Origin of the sequence: Miltoncostaea marina (assembly GCF_018141525.1) — a bacterium.
Classification (GTDB): Bacteria; Actinomycetota; Thermoleophilia; order Miltoncostaeales; family Miltoncostaeaceae; genus Miltoncostaea; species Miltoncostaea marina.
In genome coordinates, this window is record NZ_CP064655.1 from 3,066,338 (window position 1) to 3,083,109 (window position 16,772).

15 protein-coding genes are annotated in these 16,772 nt (G+C 75.6%); 7 read left to right on the forward strand and 8 right to left on the reverse strand.

From position 1 onward, the window contains the following. The first annotated feature begins 148 nt into the window (after nucleotides 1-148). A complete protein-coding gene (locus ITJ85_RS15550) occupies nucleotides 149-3,241 on the forward strand; it encodes a DUF3427 domain-containing protein (protein ID WP_217914016.1) in 3,093 nt (1,030 codons plus the stop codon). 105 nt (nucleotides 3,242-3,346) lie between these two features. Then, nucleotides 3,347-4,303, forward strand: a complete 957-nt coding sequence (locus ITJ85_RS15555) for a DUF4268 domain-containing protein (protein WP_217914017.1) — start codon at nucleotides 3,347-3,349, stop codon at nucleotides 4,301-4,303. Nucleotides 4,304-4,364: 61 nt separating this feature from the next. On the opposite strand, the gene fabG is transcribed toward ITJ85_RS15555, so the two are convergent. Further along, complete coding sequence (gene fabG, locus ITJ85_RS15560; RefSeq protein WP_217914018.1) at nucleotides 4,365-5,120, reverse strand: 3-oxoacyl-ACP reductase FabG; 756 nt, start codon at nucleotides 5,118-5,120, stop codon at nucleotides 4,365-4,367. A 95-nt stretch (nucleotides 5,121-5,215) separates the two neighbouring features. Next, nucleotides 5,216-5,848: a hypothetical protein gene (locus ITJ85_RS15565; protein WP_217914019.1), complete on the reverse strand. Its 633-nt coding sequence runs from the start codon at nucleotides 5,846-5,848 to the stop codon at nucleotides 5,216-5,218. A 138-nt stretch (nucleotides 5,849-5,986) separates the two neighbouring features. Here ITJ85_RS15565 and ITJ85_RS15570 point away from each other — a divergent pair, with 138 nt between their 5' ends. Then, nucleotides 5,987-7,852, forward strand: a complete 1,866-nt coding sequence (locus tag ITJ85_RS15570) for a hypothetical protein (protein ID WP_217914020.1) — start codon at nucleotides 5,987-5,989, stop codon at nucleotides 7,850-7,852. A 9-nt stretch (nucleotides 7,853-7,861) separates the two neighbouring features. On the opposite strand, the gene ITJ85_RS15575 is transcribed toward ITJ85_RS15570, so the two are convergent. After that, the gene (locus ITJ85_RS15575; RefSeq protein WP_217914021.1) at nucleotides 7,862-9,427 is read right to left on the reverse strand and encodes a hypothetical protein; all 1,566 of its coding nucleotides are present in this window, start codon (nucleotides 9,425-9,427) and stop codon (nucleotides 7,862-7,864) included. Between the two features lie 247 nt (nucleotides 9,428-9,674). Here ITJ85_RS15575 and ITJ85_RS15580 point away from each other — a divergent pair, with 247 nt between their 5' ends. Beyond that, entirely contained in the window at nucleotides 9,675-9,869 is a 195-nt protein-coding gene (locus ITJ85_RS15580; protein ID WP_217914022.1) for a hypothetical protein, read from the forward strand. A gap of 69 nt (nucleotides 9,870-9,938) precedes the next feature. Then, nucleotides 9,939-10,817, forward strand: coding sequence for a PAC2 family protein (locus ITJ85_RS15585; protein WP_217914023.1), 879 nt, complete (start codon nucleotides 9,939-9,941; stop codon nucleotides 10,815-10,817). Nucleotides 10,818-10,820: 3 nt separating this feature from the next. Here the strand turns inward: ITJ85_RS15585 and ITJ85_RS15590 are convergent, their stop codons facing one another. The 5 genes from ITJ85_RS15590 to ITJ85_RS15610 all read right to left on the reverse strand — a co-directional run bounded on the left by ITJ85_RS15590 (nucleotide 10,821) and on the right by ITJ85_RS15610 (nucleotide 15,424). Beyond that, nucleotides 10,821-11,363, reverse strand: a complete 543-nt coding sequence (locus tag ITJ85_RS15590) for a hypothetical protein (RefSeq protein WP_217914024.1) — start codon at nucleotides 11,361-11,363, stop codon at nucleotides 10,821-10,823. Between the two features lie 180 nt (nucleotides 11,364-11,543). After that, nucleotides 11,544-12,227, reverse strand: coding sequence for a hypothetical protein (locus ITJ85_RS15595; RefSeq protein ID WP_217914025.1), 684 nt, complete (start codon nucleotides 12,225-12,227; stop codon nucleotides 11,544-11,546). 9 nt (nucleotides 12,228-12,236) lie between these two features. Next, nucleotides 12,237-13,850: a VanW family protein gene (locus tag ITJ85_RS15600; protein ID WP_217914026.1), complete on the reverse strand. Its 1,614-nt coding sequence runs from the start codon at nucleotides 13,848-13,850 to the stop codon at nucleotides 12,237-12,239. Nucleotides 13,851-13,907: 57 nt separating this feature from the next. Continuing rightward, on the reverse strand, nucleotides 13,908-14,165 hold the full coding sequence (locus ITJ85_RS15605) for a hypothetical protein (RefSeq protein WP_217914027.1): 258 nt from the start codon (nucleotides 14,163-14,165) through the stop codon (nucleotides 13,908-13,910). 119 nt (nucleotides 14,166-14,284) lie between these two features. Next, the gene (locus tag ITJ85_RS15610; RefSeq protein WP_217914028.1) at nucleotides 14,285-15,424 is read right to left on the reverse strand and encodes a CvpA family protein; all 1,140 of its coding nucleotides are present in this window, start codon (nucleotides 15,422-15,424) and stop codon (nucleotides 14,285-14,287) included. A 65-nt stretch (nucleotides 15,425-15,489) separates the two neighbouring features. Between ITJ85_RS15610 and ITJ85_RS15615 the strand changes: the two genes are divergently transcribed. Both ITJ85_RS15615 and ITJ85_RS15620 read left to right on the forward strand, forming a co-directional pair. Continuing rightward, nucleotides 15,490-16,122 (forward strand): DsbA family oxidoreductase, encoded by a 633-nt coding sequence (locus ITJ85_RS15615; protein ID WP_217914029.1) that lies wholly within the window; start codon nucleotides 15,490-15,492, stop codon nucleotides 16,120-16,122. Nucleotides 16,123-16,251: 129 nt separating this feature from the next. After that, nucleotides 16,252-16,722, forward strand: coding sequence for a single-stranded DNA-binding protein (locus tag ITJ85_RS15620; protein WP_217914030.1), 471 nt, complete (start codon nucleotides 16,252-16,254; stop codon nucleotides 16,720-16,722). The last annotated feature ends 50 nt before the right edge of the window (nucleotides 16,723-16,772 follow it).

A 16,772-nucleotide genomic window follows, 5' to 3' on the forward strand; every position in this document is an offset into this window, starting at 1 on the left:
ACGCATGTCGATGCGCTCCGGCCGCCGGATTCGACCCCTCGGTGGTCCCGCCGCCTCTCCACTCATACGCGGTTGGCTGAACCACACTTGACGAACCGAGTCCGTCGGCCACCCGTGAAATCCGCCCCCACGGCTAGGGTCCCGAGCGATGGCGTCGTATAGCGAACCACCGATCGGGCTCTACGAGCGGCTGCTGACCGAGGGGCTCGCGCGCCAGATCGAGGCGCTTGACGGTCGCGCCCTCACGACCGGTCTCGACCCCGCGGACGCGCACCTCGCCCTCGCGCGCCACCTCGCCACCCTGGCCGCGCGGGCGCTGCGCGACCTGCCCGACGACAACCGCACGCACGCCCAGGCGCACGTCGCGAACGCGATTCTCGAGGAGCTCCGGCAGGCCTCAGAGCGGTCGTTCGCTGGTCGTGAAGACGCCATCGCGTTCCCTCCGCGCTACCTCCACGAGGTGCTCGGGCCGCCTGATCCCTCGGGCGCCCTGCACAGTCGAGAGCGCCCGTCGGTCCCGCTGTCGTCGAGCGCCCTGCTCGTCAACGCGCGTGGTGAGCCGGCGGTCGGCGCGGAGGTCAACCGGGAGCTCGCCTCGGCCGACGGCGTTGATCTGCTGATCCCGTTCGTGCGGTGGACCGGTGTACGAATCGTCAGGGACCGGCTCGCGGAGGTCGTCGAACGTGCTGGGCGGGTGAGGGTGATCGCCTCGACGTACCTCGGCTCGTCAGAGCCTCGAGCACTCGAGGCGCTGATCCACCTCGGCGCCGACGTGCGGATCTCCTACGACACGACGGCGACGCGCTTGCACGCGAAGGCGTGGCTGTTCGAGCGAGCGTCCGGGTTTTCGACGGCGCTGATCGGGTCGTCGAACCTCTCGAACACCGCGCTCGTGGATGGGCTCGAGTGGAATGTGCGCCTTTCGGCGGTCGAGACGCCCGCCGTGCTCGAGACGTTCCGGGCGACGTTCGAGGGGTACTGGGAAGACCCGCACGTTGAGCCCTATGAGCCGGACCGGTTCGCAGCGGCGGTGCGGCGCGAGCGGCCGGAGAATCGGGCGGAGCTCTCCCCGTTCGACTTGGTGCCGTACCCGCACCAAGAGCGGATCCTCGAGCAGCTCGAGGTGGAGCGCGTGCGACACGGCCGCTGGCGCAACCTCGTGGTCGCCGCGACCGGCACCGGCAAGACGGTGATCGCGGCCCTCGACTATCGGCGCTTGCTCGCCGCCCGAGGCGGCCGGATGAGCCTCTTGTTCGTTGCCCATCGGCAAGAGATCCTCGACCAGAGCCGGCGTGTGTTCCGGCACGCGCTGCGCGACGGCGCGTTTGGCGAGGTCTACGTGGGTGGCGAGCGGCCGACCGAGTGGCGCCACGTGTTCGCCTCGGTGCAGTCGCTGTCGCGGCTCGACCTGGCGAACCTCGCGCCCGACCACTTCGACATGGTGATCGTGGACGAGTTCCACCACGCGGCGGCCGACACGTACCGACGGCTGCTCGAGCACCTGCGCCCCCAGGTGCTGCTCGGCCTCACCGCGACGCCCGAGCGCACTGACGGACAGGACGTCACCGAGTGGTTCGACGGGCGCTTCGCCGTCGAGGTGCGTCTCTGGGACGCCATCGACGGCGGCCAGCTCTGTCCGTTCCAGTACTTCGGCGTGCACGACGACGTCGACCTGCGCGCGCTGGAGTGGAAGCGGGGCGGCTACGACCTCGCCGCCCTCAACGACGTCTACACCGGCAACGAGGCGCGCCTGGCGAAGATTCTGCGCTCGGTGCGCGAGATCGTGGCCGATCCGCAACAGATGCGGGCGCTCGGATTCTGCGTGAGCATCGACCACGCTAGCTACATGGCCGAGCGGTTCTCGGAGGCCGGCATTCCGTCGGTGGCGGTCTCGGGACGCACCGGCAGCGAGGAGCGCGCCAACGCACTTCGGCGGCTGCGCGACGGCGAGATCAGCTGCATCTTCGCGGTCGACCTGTTCAACGAGGGCCTCGACGTGCCGGCGATCGACACGGTGCTGTTCCTGCGCCCCACCGAGAGCGCGACCGTGTTCTTGCAGCAACTGGGCCGCGGCCTGCGGCGCACCGACGACAAGGCGTGCCTAACCGTGCTCGACTTCATCGGCCAGCAGCACCGGCGCTTCCGCTTCGATCGGCGGATCCGAGCGATCCTGGGCGGCGGCAGCCGGGCGGACATCCAGCGCAGCGTCGAGGAGGGGTTCCCGTATCTGCCGTCGGGATGCCACATGCAGCTCGACCGGGTGGCGCAGGACATCGTGCTGGAGAACATCCGCCGCGCCGTCGGCGGACGCTGGGCCGAGCTCATCGACGATCTGCGCGGCATCGGTGACGTCAGGCTGGACCAGTTCCTTGATGCCAGCGGCCGAGAGCTCGACGACGTCTACCGCTCCGGCCGCGGCTGGAGCGCCCTCCGCCGAGACGCGGGCATGCCAGTCGCGGAGCTCGGCGATGAGGACGTGCGTCTCGGGCGGGCGCTCGGTCGCATGCTGCACATCGACGACCCCGAGCGTCTCAATGCCTACCGACGCTTCCTTGCCGTGGACGCGCCGCCCACTGAAGCGACGCTCACTGAGCGCGAGCGCCGGCTACTCACCATGCTCCACTTCGACCTGTGGGGCACAAGCGAGCGCGGGGCGACGCTCGACGAGGGCTTCGAGCGCCTGTGGCGTAACCCGGCGCGCCGGCACGAACTGTCCGAGCTCATCGAGGCACTCGAGGAGCGCGCCAACGTTGTACCGCGCGAGCTACGCCTCACCCAGCCGGTCCCGCTGAGCGTCCACTGCCACTACACCCGCGACGAGGCACTCGCGGCCATCGGCGCCTCGCGCGCCGAGAAGCCGCGGCCACTGCGCGAGGGCGTGCTGTGGGACGAGGCTTCGCAATGCGACCTGTTCTTCGTGACGATCAACAAAGCCGAGCACCAGTACTCGCCCACAACGATGTACCGCGATCACGCGATTTCGCGGCAACTGTTCCACTGGGAATCGCAGAGCACCACGACCGAGCGCTCACCCACGGGCCAGCGCTACATCCATCACGCCGAACGCGGCACGCACGTCCTGCTCTTCGCGCGCGACACCAAGGCCGAGCGGGCCTATGTATTCCTCGGCACGGCGCGCTACGTCAGTCACTCGGGACAGCGGCCGATCGCCTTCACCTGGCGCCTAGATGACGCGATGCCGCAGGGGGTCTACGCGATGGCGCGCGTGGCGGCGGCATGACTGATGTGCGGGGGCCCACAGGCCGCCGTAGCCGTTGGAGCGGCGGCGACAGCACGCTTCGTTCTCAGGGAGAGACGCTATGGCGAGTGAGTTGGTGAGCGCCCGATGACCGGTCACATGTCGTTCGGTGGAGCGCCAATCGGCAAGATCGAGCGGGTGCCGCTGCGCCAGGTGTGGCCGCACGAGGCGCACAACCTCACGACGTGGCTCGAAGAGAACCCGGACGTGCTCAGCGATGCCGTCGACTTCGAGCTCACGAGCGTCGAGCGTGAGCGCTCCGCCGGCGCGTTCAGCGCCGACCTGCTCGGCGAGGACGCCAATGGCCGCACGGTCGTCATCGAGAACCAGCTCGAGCGGTCCGACCACGACCACCTGGGCAAGTTGCTGACCTACGTGGCGTTCTTCGACGCGGGCGCTGCGGTCTGGATCGTCGCCGAACCTCGTCCGGAGCACGTCCGCGCGATCACGTGGCTCAACGAAGCCTCGCCCGCCGACTTCTTCTTGTTGAAGATCGAGGGCATTCGCATCGCGGGCTCGCCGCCCGCACCGCTGCTCACCCGCATCGTCGGCCCAAGCGCCGAGAGCCGCCAAGTCGGAGAAGTAAAGAAGGACCGAGCGGAACGCCACGAGCTGCGCCATCGATTCTGGACGCAGTTCCTCGAGCGCGCCCGGGCCCGCACCAACCTCTTGAGCGGCCTCTCGCCAACCGACGAGAACTGGCTGGGAACCGGAGCCGGGCTCAGCGGCCTGGCCTTCAACGCCAACATCAGACAACGCGACTGCCGCGCCGAGTTGTACATCGACCGCGGCACGGGACGCGACGACGAGAACATGGCGATCTTCGATCAGCTTCTGGCCGAACAGTCAGCAATCGAGGAGGCGTTCGGGAGCGAGCTGGATTGGCAGCCACTCGCAGGCAAGCGTGCCTGCCGCATCTGCAAGGTGTATGACGGCGGCTACAGGGATGAGGAGCGTTGGGAACAAGTCCACGCAGACCTCATCGACGGTGTGGTGCGGCTGGATCGGGCGTTCAGGTCGAGAATCGCACGCTTGGCGCTCTAGCGGCCGATCGTTGCACCCGAGCGCTTCTGCCAGCCACGAAGCAACGTCTTCGGCAGGTCGCCTACGCGAGCGCCTCCGGCGACTCCGGGAGGATCTGGCCCCCGTCGACGATGAGCGTCTGCCCGGTGATGAACCGCGCCTCGCTCGAGGCGAGGAAGCAGGCGGCGGTGCCGATGTCGCGCGGCTCGCCGAGGGTGCCCGTGGGGACGCTCGCCGCCATCTGGCGGAGGTAGTCGTCGCCCTGCTCGCGGAGGCCCTCGGTGAGGATGTTGCCCGGCATGACGGCGTTGATCGTGATGCCGTCGCGGGCGACCTCGATGGCGGCGCTGCGCATGAAGCCGAGCTGGGCGGCCTTGCTGGCGCCGTAGTGCGACCAGCCGGGGAAGCCGGTGACCGGGCCGGTGATCGACGAGGTGATCACGACGCGGCCGTAGCGCCGGCGGCGCATCGGCTCGATCGCCGCCTGGACCATGAGGAAGGTGCTCCGGGCGTTGACCGCCTGCATCCGGTCCCACTGCTCCACGGTCATCTCGGCGAGGCTGGCCTGGGGGTAGATGCCGGTGTTCGAGCACAGCACGTCGAGCCGGCCGAGCCGCTCGACCACGCGCGCGACGAGGGCGCGGCAGTCGTCGGCCGACGTGACGTCGGTCCGCTCGAAGGTCGCGCCGACCTCACCGGCGGTGGCCTCGCCCGCGGCGACGTCGATGTCGGCGATCACCACGGTGGCCCCGGCCTCCACGAGCGCCTCGGCGATGCCGCGCCCGATGCCCTTCGCCCCGCCCGTGACGATGGCGACCTGGTCCTGGAGCTCGAACATCGGGGCCTCCGCGTCGTCGGGTGAACGGCCGGACAGACGGCAGCCCCTCTCTATCACCGGCCGCCCGGGCGGGGCCAGTCGCCCGTCGCGGCCGGTCAGGCCGCCCGCGCCGAGGGGTGGATGACGGGCGCGTAGCCCGCGGCGATCGCGGCGACGGTGCTCGGCGGCGTGAGGAGCTCGACCTCGCCGGCGGGACGCCGCGGGCGCGGGTCGGACGCGTAGCCGCCGGGGGTCCACCGGTGCAGGTGCTCGCCGAGCACGAGGAGGGCCTCGCCGTCGATCGCCACCATCGCGCCGTCGGGCAGCTCGTCGAGCATCGCGCGGTGGCGCCGCGGGTGGCCGTAGTTGCCCCACCCCTCCCACCGCTCGGCGTGCAGGCGGGCGTCGAGGTCGCGCAGCGCCACCGGCTCGCCGTCGGCGTTGCCCCGCGACCAGGCGGCCCGGAAGCGGGTGAAGGCCTCCCGGCGGCACTCCCCGCAGGGCCGGTGGCCGGCCGCGAGGGCGGTCGCCTCGTCGAGGAAGAACAGCTCGGTGTACTCGCCGGGCGTCATCAGCTCGCGCCGCCGGTCCTTGAACTCGGTGCGGCAGGTGATCCACTGCCTGACCCGGTACCGGCGCACCGGCTCGCGCCGGTCCTCGTGGAGCCGCCCGCGGTTGCCCATGAAGAGGCCGCGGTCGGCCACCGCGACGATCTCGTTGAACGGGGTGACGCGGTTGCGGAGGGGCATCGGCGCGGTCGCAGACCCTAGCGGCGGCCGCGGCCGACTCCCGCTGCGGGCCGGCCGCAGCGGGAGTCGCGGGTGGACGGCAGCCGGCCGTCCGTCCGGCCAGTTGTGGGCCGTGGCGCCGCGCCGTTCCATGTGGTGATGGCCCGTTCGCGCACCCTCCACCGACTCCGCCCGCTCGCGGTCATGGCCGCCGTGCTCGCGGCAGCCCCGGCGACCGCGCTCGCGGAGTGGTCGGAGCCGGTCGAGCTGGCGTCGTTCGAGGGCCCGGCGCCGTCGGGCGGCTCGGACGCGCTCGCGCTCGCCGCCCGCGACGACCGCGCCGTCGCCGCCTGGTCCGACGCGGGCGGCGACGGCGCGCTCGCCGTGCGCCCGGCGCCCGGCGGCGCGTGGTCGGCCCTCGCGGCGCCCTCGTCGCGGGCCGAGCTCGTCGGCATCGACGGCGACGGCGACGTCATCGCCCTGGAGCGGACGGCAGGCGCGACGCGGGTGCACCGGAGGCTCGCGGCCGGCGTGTGGGCCTCGCCGGCGACCGTCCCCGCGGGCGCGCGTGTGGTCGTCGACCACCAGGGATCGACCTGGGCCTCGTGGACCGACGGGGTCACCGGCTGGGTGAGCGGACACGCCCCCGGCGCCTCCGGCTGGAGCGCGCCTGAGGCGCTGCCGGCGCACGGCGGCGCGATGGCCGGCTCCCCGACCGTGGCGAGCGGCCCGTGGGGCGCGGCCGTCGCCGCCTGGACCGAGCCGGGCGGCGGCGTGTGGGCCAGCGCGCGCGACGGCTCGGGGTGGCAGGCGCCGGCGCGGCTCGCCGGCGACATCGACGGCGGCCGCGTGGTCGAGGCGGCGGCGTTCGGCAGCGACGGCACCGGCCACGTGCTCTGGAGCGCCGGCTCCGACTCGGGCGACCGCTGGGCGCGGTGGTCGCACACGGGCGGCTGGCAGACGGGCCAGGGACCGGTCGCGGTGCGGGTGGTGGAGCTCGTCGCCGGGCCCGGCGGCCGGCTGGGCGTCGCGGGCCCGCACCGGATCTCCCGGGAGCTGGCCGCCTGGGTCTACAGCCCGGCCGCCGGGTGGCGCTTCAGCCGGTACCTCTCGACGACGGTCGACGAGCCCGGCGTCGCGCTGGCCGACGTGGACATGACCTGGGACGCCGGCCTGCGCGCCGTGTGGGCCATCGACCTGCCGGACGAGGGGCTGACCGTCCTCGAGGGGGCGTCGGCGCTCGAGGACGTGGCGGCGACCGCCTGGGACGAGCCGATCGGGGTCGCATGGCCCGAGGGCGGCGGGTCGCGCGTGCGCCTGGACGCCGACGGCGCCGCGACGCAGGTCGTGTGGCGCCAGTGGGCGCCGCTGCCCGGCGGCGGGGCGACCCACGACGTGGTGGCGATGACCGACGCCTGGGCGCCGCCGCCCGACCCGGAGCCCGAGCCGCAGCCCCAGCCGGGGCCGCCCGTGGCGCCCAGCCCCCGCCCGCCACTGCGGACCTCGATCACGCGGCCGCCGCGGCCGCCGTTCACCGGCGTGCCGGTCTGCCGACTGGCCCTGGAGCCGCTGCGCGGCGAGATGAAGGCCCTGGCCCGCTCGGAGGCGGCCCGCGCGCACCTGATGCTGCGCCGCGCCGAGGCGCTCGAGCGGGCGCTGGCGGCCGGCGGGCCGCGCCGCCTGCGCACGGCGGCCGCCGCGGCGCGGCTGCAGTCGCGCACGGCGCGGGCGTCGGCGGAGGCCGCGAACGCCGGCGTGGCGATGATCCAGCTGCGCCGCAGCAGCGGCTGCACGCCCGCCACCCAGGCCGACCTGCGGCCCGCCACGCTGGCGATCGCGCGGGCGGTGGCGGCGCAGCGGCGGGCGGCCCGGATGGTGCCGCGGCGGCTGCGCGCTCCCGTGCGCGTGCGCCTGCGCGGCGGCGGGCTGCTGGTCGCCCGGCCCGGGCAGAACCTGCAGGCTCCGCGCCTGGTGCGCGAGCGGCTGCGGGTGGCGCGCCTCGTCGCGCGCCAGCCCGCCGCCTGAGGCCCGCCGCTACCGGAAGAAGCGCAGCCCCCGGATCGTGAGGGTGGCCGGCTTCTCGCCGCGCACCGGCCGCGCCCCCGGCTTGGCGGCCACGGCGATCCGGGTGGGGGTGCGCACGTCGAAGGTGCGCGCCCGCAGGGGCACACGCACGCAGACCACCTTCGAGCCCGCCGTCGGGAAGACGACCCGCGCCTGGCCGAACAGGCGGATGCTCCTGCGGCCGGAGAAGATCGACACCTGCACCCGGGCGGCCCGCACGGCGGTGACCTTGACGTGGACGCACTTCGTCCTGGAGGCGCGCAGGGCGCGGATGGAGACGCGCTTGGGCGCCACCACGCGGGCGGGGCCGCTGCGGATGGTCTGCGGGTTCTGGATGATCACCTCGGGGCTCACCGTGGCCCACAGCGCGCCGCGGACCGCGCCGGTGTCCATCACCGCGCCGACCAGCAGGTTCTCGCCCTGGGCGAGCGAGGCCAGCGGGCCGTTGGCGACCGTGCGCGGCGGCTGGCCGAGCGGGACGTTCACGCCGCCCGCGCCGCGGGCGTTGCCGAGCTTGGCGACCACGCCCGGCCGGTTGGCGCCGCCGGCCTCGCGGTCGTACCAGGCAACCCAGAGGCGTCCGTCGCGGTGGCGGGCGGCGGTGCCGTAGAACGCGATGCCGATGTCGCCCGGGACGGCGACGGGGGTCGGGGCGCCCTCGCCGGGGCGCCAGGAGACGATCCGGTACGGCGCGACGGGGCCGGACTGGGCGGCGTAGACCACCCGCGCGCCGGGGCCGGCGGGCTCGGCGACCAGCGCGATGCGCTGGGTGTTGTTGGCGACGCCCTGGCTCTGGGGCGCCTTGGCCGGGCTGCCGAGGGGCGCGCCGGTGGCCGGGTCGACCGCCTGCACGTAGACGCCGGTCTGGCCGGCGGCGTTGGAGTACCACGCCACCCACACCCCGCCGGCGGCGTCGAGCACGGCGGCCACGTTGTAGGAGCAGCAGCCGCCGAGCTGCGCCTGCAGGGGGGCGCCCTCCTGGTCGACCGGGATCGCGCCGCGCTGCACGTGGAGGTCGCCGGCCCAGTCGAGCGCGGTGACCGGCGTGCCGTCGGCCAGGGCGACCGCGTCGAGGGTGCCGCCGCGCGAGGCGCCGAGCTCGGCGGGCGGGCCGGCCGGGGCCACGCCCTCGGCGAACGGCTCGGAGAGGTACAGGCGGGCGATGCCGTCGGGACGGGTGGCGCCGTAAACCGCGCGCGGGCCGGCCGGCGTGGCGAGCAGGGCCGGCTGGCTGGCCATCACCGTGAACCCGCTCGCCACGGTCGCGACCGCGCCGAGGCCGTTGCCCGGGCGGGCGAGCGTGGGCGCGAAGCCGCGCAGCTCGAGGGTGGTGGCCAGGTCGGTGCCCGTCCCCGCCGGCCAGAGGGCCAGCACCCGCGGGCCGTGCTGCAGCAGGCTCGGCTGGTGGATGGTGGACACCGCGTCGCCGGAGACCTTGGCCCAGGCGCCGAGCGCCGCGGCCGGCAGGGTCGCCAGCAGGGCGGCGGCGAGCGCGGTCGCCAGCAGGAGGGAGCGGACGGGTCGCCGGCGTGCCACGGGTGCCTCCTCGACAGGGGCGGGTCGCGGCGATCCTATGGCGGCGCGATCGCCGGGCGCCAGAGGATCGGCCCCGGTCGTCCTGCGCGCATGCTTTGGTGCCGATGGGGGGACTAGCCCTCCGCACAGCGTTGTTCACCGTTCCTTAGCCACCTGGCCTAGGGCGCGTCCGAAGGGTTTCTGCCATGGTCAGCTACCGGTCACACCGTGCCGTGTCGCCCGGGACAACCACGATGAGGGGGAACCGATGAGTAACGCCATCCTCGATCCCGCCGCCGAGCTCGAGCGGGCCACCAGCGACTACCTCGCCGTGTCCCGGAACGCCCACCTGTACGGGACCACCGCCGAGTACGACGCCGCCGAGCGCAAGGCGTGGGAGCGCATGTCCGAGGCCGCCGCCGCGGTGCAGGCCCTGGGCGCCCCGGAGGCCGACCGCTCGTAGGTCCCCGCAGGCGGGGCGCGGCCGCGCATCCGGCGAGCGCGGCGGCGCCCCGCCTGTCAACATCACCCCATGGCCGATCTCAACTGGGACGAGCGCCCCACCGACCTCCGGGACCCCGTGATGGTCGCGGCCTTCGGGGGATGGAACGACGCCGCCTCGGCCGCGTCCAACGCGATCGCCTTCATCGGCGAGCGCTTCGGCGCGCGGCGCATCGCCGCGATCGACCCCGAGGGCTTCTTCGACTTCCAGGCCACCCGCCCGCTGGTGGACCTGACCAGCGAGGGCGGCGCGGGCTCGCTCGTGTGGCCGGAGGTCGAACTGCTCACGGCCCGCCCGCCCGACGGGCCCCACGACCTGGTGCTGGTGGCCGGCACGGAGCCCTCGATGCGCTGGCGCACCTTCTGCGCCCTGCTGCTCGACGCCGCCCGTGAGCTCGGCGTGCGGCGCATCATCACGGTCGGCGCGCTGCTGGCCGACGTGGTCCACACCCACCCCATCCGCCTGACCGGCATGGCGTCCGACCCGGCGTTGATCGAGGATTGGGGCTTCCGGGCGCCCAGCTACGCCGGCCCCACCGGCATCGTGGGCGTGCTGCACCACGCCGCCACCCAGGCCGGCTTCGAGTCGATCTCCATGTGGGCGCCGGTCTCGCACTACGCGGCCGGCCTGACCAACGCGAAGGGCAGCCTGGCCCTGGTGCGGGCGCTCGAGGGGCTGACCGGCATCACGGTCGACGCCGCGGAGCTGGAGGAGGCCGCCTCCACCTTCGAGGTGCAGGTGGGCCGCGCCGTGGAGGCCGAGCCGCGGCTGCGCGCCCTGGTGGAGCAGCTCGAGGACGCCGCCGGGCGCGTGGAGGAGGACCACCCCGGCCCGCTGCCGACCGGCGACGAGCTGGCCGCCGAGCTCGAGCGCTTCCTGCGCGAGCACGGCGAGGGCGGCGCGTCCTAGCGCTCAGCGCCGCCGGCGCGCCAGGCGGGCCGTGACCCCGGGCGGGAGCGGCCCGCCGGTGTAGCCCCCGGGGGGCGTGCGAGCGGCGAAGCCCGCCCGCCGCAGGGCGGTGAGCACCCGCGCGGGCGGGTGCAGCACCTGGCGATGCACCTCCTCGCCGCGGCGGGGGCGCCCGTCGCCGGGGTCGCGGACGGCGACGATGCGGCGGAGGAGCAGGCGGCCCTCGTCGCCCCCCTCCACAGGCACGGCCCAGCCGGCGCCCTCGGCCCACCGCCGCCCGCGGGCGCGTGCCCCCGGGCGGGGGTGGCCAGATCGGCCGGCAGCAGGCCCCCGGGGCGCAGCGCGGGCCGCCGCGCGCCCGGCGAGCGCGGCCAGCGCGGCGTCGCCGGCGCCCACGTCGTCCCCGTAGCCGAGCACCTCGCCGATCGCGGCCACGGCGTCGCAGCCCGCCGGCAGCGGGTCCTCGCGAACGGCGCGACGCTGAGCGCAGCGCCGGCGCCCGCCGCGGGCCGGCGCCACCATGGCCGAGGCGTCGCTCGCGTGCACCTCGTGCCGGCCGCCGCCAGCAGGGACGCCGTGGTGCCGTCGCCGCAGCCGACCTCGGCCACCCGCGCGCCGGGCGGCAGCCGGCCCAGCAGCTCGCGCGCCGCGGCCCGCGCCGTGGCCGTGTGGCCGGCGGCGTGGATGGCGGCGAGGTGCTCGCCGTAGCGGGACGCGACCCGGCGCTCACCGCCCGGCGGGCTCGGGCGCGGCGTCGGCCGCGGCGCGCCGGCGCGCCCACCGCGACCCCGGCCGCGCGGGCCGCAGCGCGCCCACGAGGGCGACCGGCCACAGCAGGAAGCCGACCACGCCCGTCTCCCACTTGCCCTTCGCCAGGCAGATGACGGCGCAGACCACGCTGAGGGCGTGGTAGGCCACGATCAGGAAGCCGCCCGCCGGGTCGGCGCCCTCGATCACCCGCAGCCAGAAGGGCGCCCCGAGCGCGACCATCGCGATCAGCACCGCGGCGATGATCACGGCGTCGATGGAGCGCCGGCCCTCCTCGGTCCAGTAGACGTCGCGCAGGTGCAGCCACAGCGCGTACTCGTCGAGCACCAGGGCGGCCCCCACCCCGAAGGCGGTGGGGATGAGCCACCACAGCCAGGGCGGGAAGTCGGGGTCGAAGGCGATCTCGGTGAAGCCGGCGCCCAGCAGCAGGAAGATGCCCGGCACCATGTGGTGGATGCGGGTGTCGCCCACCGACAGGTTGCCCGGCCCGCGCCCCTGGCGCGCGGCGTGGGTGTAGGCGCGCACGCAGCCGAACGTGATGAGGAAGGCGGCCAGCACCATCTGCGCGGGCCGGAAGCCGCGGCCGATGACCTCCTCGTCGAAGGCCTGGACGACGGGGAAGGCGTCCGAGAGCGCGTCCATCGCCCGACGCTACTCCGCCGGCGGGGCCTTGTAGCTCCAGGTGAAGCGCTCGTCGCGCTTCAGCGCGTCGCCCGCCCACACCTTGCGCGTGTACTCCACCCGGAAGGCGGTGCCCGCCACGGGGTCGCCGATGGTCTCGGTGGTCACCCGGCGGCCGAGCTTCGACGAGTACATGCGCACGGTCACGCCCGTGTCGGTGGCGCTCACCTTGAGCAGGATCGCCGCCGGCCAGTCGTTCTCCACGATCATCTCCGGCCCGCCCCACGAGACCGTCGCCTCGCGGCCGGCCGGGTAGCGGGTGATCCAGAACTCGTGCGGCATGTGGGTGACGATGCGCAGGCCGGCGAAGAAGGCGGCGTTGAAGACCGTGGTGGCCATCTGGCTGACGCCGCCGCCCACCGCGTCCTCGAGCTTGCCCGCGTTGATCTGGGGCGCCGCCACGAAGCCGCGGGCGCGGGTGCGCTCGCCCATCGCCTCGTTGAGCGAGAACTGCGCCCCAGCGGGGATGATCGTGCCGTCGAGGATCTGGGCCGCCCGCTTGATGTTCTGCACGCGCGGCTGGCAGCAGGCGTACGGGGTGGAGAACTCGCTCACCAGCTCGCGGATGCGCATGCGGTTGGCGTCGTCGGTCGAGCGCTCGGGCGGCAGCCGGTCGATCGCCACCCGCACCGCCGCCGCGCCGCCACGCCGCTCGATGCGGTCGGCCAGCGTCGCGGCGTCCAGGCGGCGGCCGTCGCGCGAGGGCACCACGCTCACCCGGTCGCCCGAGACGGCGAAGGAGGCCGAGACCGGCTCGCGCAGCACGCCCTCGAACGCGGGCACCACCGCGGCGGCGATCGTGTCGGGGTCGAGCTCGACGCCGATCGCGCCGTCGGCCGACGGGAAGCGCAGCGCCGAGAGCAGGACCGCGCGGGGCACGACCGCCTCGCGGCCGGCGCCGCGCACCCGCACCTTGCGGGCGACCATGCGGGCGGCGCGCGCGCGTGCCGCCTCGGCCTCGGCGTCGGTCACCTCGGGCTCGACCACCTCCACGGGCACCTCGACCCGATCGGCCAGCCCGGCGATGCGCCGCGACAGCGCGGCGCGGTCGACGGCGCGGCCCCGGCGCGACGGGGTGACGACGACCCTGCCGCCGCCCACCCCCACCTCGGCCGGGCGGGCGGCCGCGTCGACCCGGCCGGCCACGTCGGCCACGATCCGCTGGGCGCGGGCGCCGGTCACCCTGTAGCGCAGCGACACCTCGCGCCCGCGCGGCAGCCCCACCTCGGCCAGCACGCGGTCGAACAGCGACCGGCGCTCCATGGCCTCCCGCACGGCCAGCCGGGCGCGGGGCCGGGGGCCGAGCTCCTCGACCGGCACCTCCAGCGGGAAGCCGGGCTCGCCGTCGAGCGCGATCCGCATGGTGCCGGGCGGGTCGGGCGCGCCGGCCAGCACCGCGCGCTCGGCCTCGTCGGCGGTCAGGCCGCCGACCTCCACGCCGGCGATGGAGGTGCCGGCGGGCACCCGGTCGCCGGGCGCGGTGGCCACCCGGTAGGCGACCACGCCCACGGCGAGCAGCAGCACGGACACCGCGGCCACGAGGGTGACGAGGGTCTCGGGGCGACGGTCACGGAGGAGGCGCACGACCCCCGAGTGTTGCAGCCCGCGGCCCCTCCGGGTCCGGCGGCGGTCCCGCAGCGGCTAGCGGCGGGGCGCGGGGAGCGCGCCGGCGGGCGCGTCCCCCAGGCGCTCCAGCCCCCGCAGGGCCATCCGCGCCGCGCCCGCGCGCAGCCGGTGGCGGGCCACGAGCAGGTCGAGCTCGCGCCGGGTGCGCGCCCCGGCCACGGCGGCGCTCGCCCGCTCGTAGCGCTCCACGGCGCGCGCGCAGCGGCGCGAGGTGGCCGGGTCGCCGCCGTCCGTCAGCGCGCCGGCCACGGCGCCGGCCGGGTCGTCGAGCACGGCGTCGGCGCGGGCGCGGGCGCGCCTCCCGCCGCGCGGCGGGAGGCCACCGCCGCGCCCGCCGGCAGGCCGCAGGCGACGAGGATGGCGATCAGCTCGACCACGACGCCCAGGGGAGCTCAGGCGCAGGGCCCCGGATCGACGGGGGTGAGGGGCGAGGCCAGGCCGCGGCGGATGGGGCCCGGCGGCACCGCGGCGCCGGACTCCCCGCCGGGGGAGGCGCCGAAGATCATCGCCACCACGCGCCCCCGGTCGTCGATCACCGGCCCGCCGCTCGAGCCCGGCCCGAGCGTGCCGCGCGTCGCCACCACGCTGCGGGCGACCCGGTCGCGGCCGTAGGCGTCCTGCGAGAGCACCGTGCGCGGCGCGGCCGCCGTGGCGGCCTCGGCGACGAGCGGGCCGCCGCCGGGGTGGCCCAGCAGCACCACGTCCTGCCCCGAGCCCGGCGGCCCGGCCAGGACGAGCGGCGGGAGCCTGAGCCCGGCCACCCGCACGATCGCCACGTCGTCGGCGCCGTCGACGTAGACCGGCGTGGCCGGCAGCGAGCGGCCCCCCGGCAGGATCGCCTGCGACCCGCCGCCGCCCGCGACGACGTGGGCGTTGGTGGCCACGAGCCCCTCCCCCACCACCCAGCCGGTGCCCTGCTTGAGCAGGCCGCAGGCCTGGCCGCGCAGCTGCACCACGCTCCGCGCGGCGCGCGCGGTGGCCGGGCTGCGCGCCACCGAGGGGTCCGGTTCGGGCAGGACCGCCGCCGGCAGGGGCAACAGCGGGAACGGGTCCACGCGGGCGAGCGCCCCCAGCACGTCGCCCGGCGGCACGGCGTGGAGGACGGTCGAGAGGATCGCCGAGCGCTGCACCTCGCGCCGCAGGGCGGTGGCCCGGTCGCCGGGCTGGTAGATCGCGACGGCGGCGATCAGCCAGGCGAGCGCCAGCCCGAGCAGCGCGCCGAGCACAACGCCGCCGCCCTGGTCGACCGTGCGGGCGGCGCCGTGCAGCATCCGCCGGCGCAGCGGCGCGGCCAGCATCAGCAGGAGGGTCTGCACGAGCACCGCGCCCACCAGCGCGCCCGCCAGCGAGGCCAGCGGCAGCCACAGCGACTCGCGCCCGCCGGGCAGCAGCTCGGGCGCCAGGCGCGAGCCGGCCAGCGCGCCGGCCACCAGGCCCGCGAACGACAGCGCCTGCTCCACCAGGCCGCGCGAGGCGCCCACGATCGCCCAGAGCGTCATCCAGGCGATCACCGCCGCGTCGACGGCCGTCACGGGGCGCCCGGCCCTCGCGCCCGTCTACGGTGGGGGCGACCCTCGGGACGAGACGGGAGGCATCCGTGACCGACGACGACCCCATCCGCGTGGCGATCTGGAGCGACGTGGCGTGCCCCTTCTGCAACGTCGCGCGCGAGCGCGCCGAGTGGCTGCGCGGCCGGGGCGTCGAGGTGGAGTGGCTGCCCTTCGACCTGCACCCCGAGTACCCGCCGGAGGGCCTGCCGCGGGAGGAGCTGATGCGCCGCTTCCCCGCCGGCCTGCACGACACCGTGCGGCGGATGAACGAGGAGGCGGGGCTCCGCTACAACCCGCACCCCGAGCGGGTGCCGAACACCCGCCGGGCCCTCGAGCTGATCGAGTACGCGCGCACCCAGGGCGCCCACGACCGCCTGCACGAGCGGGTGATGGAGGCCTACTGGGGCGAGGCGCGCGACATCACCGACTGGGACGAGCTGGCGCCGCTGGCGGCCGAGGCCGGGCTCGACCCCGACGAGGCGCGCGAGCTGGTGGAGGGCGGCCACTTCCGGGCGGCCGTCGACGCCTCGACGGGCACCGCCCAGCGGCACGGCATCACCGCGGTGCCGGCGTTCGTGTTCGACGGGCGCCTGCTGGTCAGCGGCGCGCAGCCGCACGAGGTCCTCGAGAAGGCGCTGGAGCGGGTGGCCGCCATGCGGGCGGACGACGCCGAGGGCTGACCGGCACGGGGTGAGTGTGGCAGGCGCCGGCGCGGCCCCGTGACGCCCCCGGCGCACGCGGGTGCTGAATGGCGTCCGGGGCGCGGGTCAGGATCGGCGCACGACGAGCCGCGACCCGGAGGAGCCGAGATGCCGGCCGACCTCAACCGCGTCACCCTGGTGGGGCGCCTGACCCGCGACCCCGAGCTGCGCCACACCGCGGGCGGCGACCCGATCTGCTCGATCCGCCTGGCGGTCTCCAGCCGCGCCCGCGACGAGACGGGCAACTGGGGCGACCGCAGCAACTACTTCGACGTGACCGTCTTCGGCCGCCAGGCCGAGACGGCCTCAACCTACCTCGCCAAGGGCCGGCGCATCGGCGTCGACGGGCGCCTGTCCTGGCGCGAGTGGCAGGCCCAGGACGGCTCGAAGCGCCAGTCGGTCGAGGTCATCGCCAACGACGTCTTCTTCCTCGACAGCCGCGGCGAGGGCGGCGGGGGCGAGGGCGCCGGCTGGTCGCGGCCCGCCCGGCCCGCGGACGACCTGGCGCCGGCCGGCGTGGGGGCGCCGGCGGGCGGCGCGGGGACGGACGGCGACGGCGAGGGGGAGATCCCGTTCTGATTCCCTGACGCTCCGTCACGGCGCTCTGCCCGAGGACGGCGCCCGGCGGA

What these genes read in the sequence shown, in the direction of transcription:
- ITJ85_RS15550 (WP_217914016.1), top strand. Translation starts at nt 149, where the DNA reads ATGGCGTCGTATAGCGAACCACCGATCGGGCTCTACGAGCGGCTGCTG.
- ITJ85_RS15555 (WP_217914017.1), top strand. Translation starts at nt 3,347, where the DNA reads ATGACCGGTCACATGTCGTTCGGTGGAGCGCCAATCGGCAAGATCGAG.
- fabG (WP_217914018.1), bottom strand. Translation starts at nt 5,120, where the DNA reads ATGTTCGAGCTCCAGGACCAGGTCGCCATCGTCACGGGCGGGGCGAAG.
- ITJ85_RS15565 (WP_217914019.1), bottom strand. Translation starts at nt 5,848, where the DNA reads ATGCCCCTCCGCAACCGCGTCACCCCGTTCAACGAGATCGTCGCGGTG.
- ITJ85_RS15570 (WP_217914020.1), top strand. Translation starts at nt 5,987, where the DNA reads ATGGCCCGTTCGCGCACCCTCCACCGACTCCGCCCGCTCGCGGTCATG.
- ITJ85_RS15580 (WP_217914022.1), top strand. Translation starts at nt 9,675, where the DNA reads ATGAGTAACGCCATCCTCGATCCCGCCGCCGAGCTCGAGCGGGCCACC.
- ITJ85_RS15585 (WP_217914023.1), top strand. Translation starts at nt 9,939, where the DNA reads ATGGCCGATCTCAACTGGGACGAGCGCCCCACCGACCTCCGGGACCCC.
- ITJ85_RS15595 (WP_217914025.1), bottom strand. Translation starts at nt 12,227, where the DNA reads ATGGACGCGCTCTCGGACGCCTTCCCCGTCGTCCAGGCCTTCGACGAG.
- ITJ85_RS15620 (WP_217914030.1), top strand. Translation starts at nt 16,252, where the DNA reads ATGCCGGCCGACCTCAACCGCGTCACCCTGGTGGGGCGCCTGACCCGC.